The sequence below is a fragment of the Flavobacterium plurextorum genome (genome assembly GCF_002217395.1).
Classification (GTDB): domain Bacteria; phylum Bacteroidota; class Bacteroidia; order Flavobacteriales; family Flavobacteriaceae; genus Flavobacterium; species Flavobacterium plurextorum.
Window position 1 is genome coordinate 2,882 of sequence record NZ_MUHD01000033.1, and the last position, 220, is coordinate 3,101.

The window sequence follows — 220 nt, forward strand, 5'->3', positions numbered from 1 at the left end:
ACATTGCTGAAACTTCTAGAACTGATGTAAAATGTTTTGGACAATTAACCGGAGCTATTGATTTGACTGTAACTGGCGGAACTGGAACGTATACTTATTCTTGGAAAAAAGATAATAATGCAATTGCTGCAACCACTCAGGATTTAACTGGAATCGGCGCTGGAACTTATGAAGTAACGGTTACGGATGCAAACGGATGTACGGCGGTTAAAACAATTAC

The 220-nt window shown here is 39.1% G+C and carries 1 protein-coding gene; it reads left to right on the top strand.

Going from position 1 to position 220, the window contains the following annotated elements; all coding sequences use genetic code 11:
- Nucleotides 1–220 (top strand): hypothetical protein (locus tag B0A81_RS17145; protein ID WP_133063644.1); only part of this gene is annotated, 220 nt, incomplete at both ends.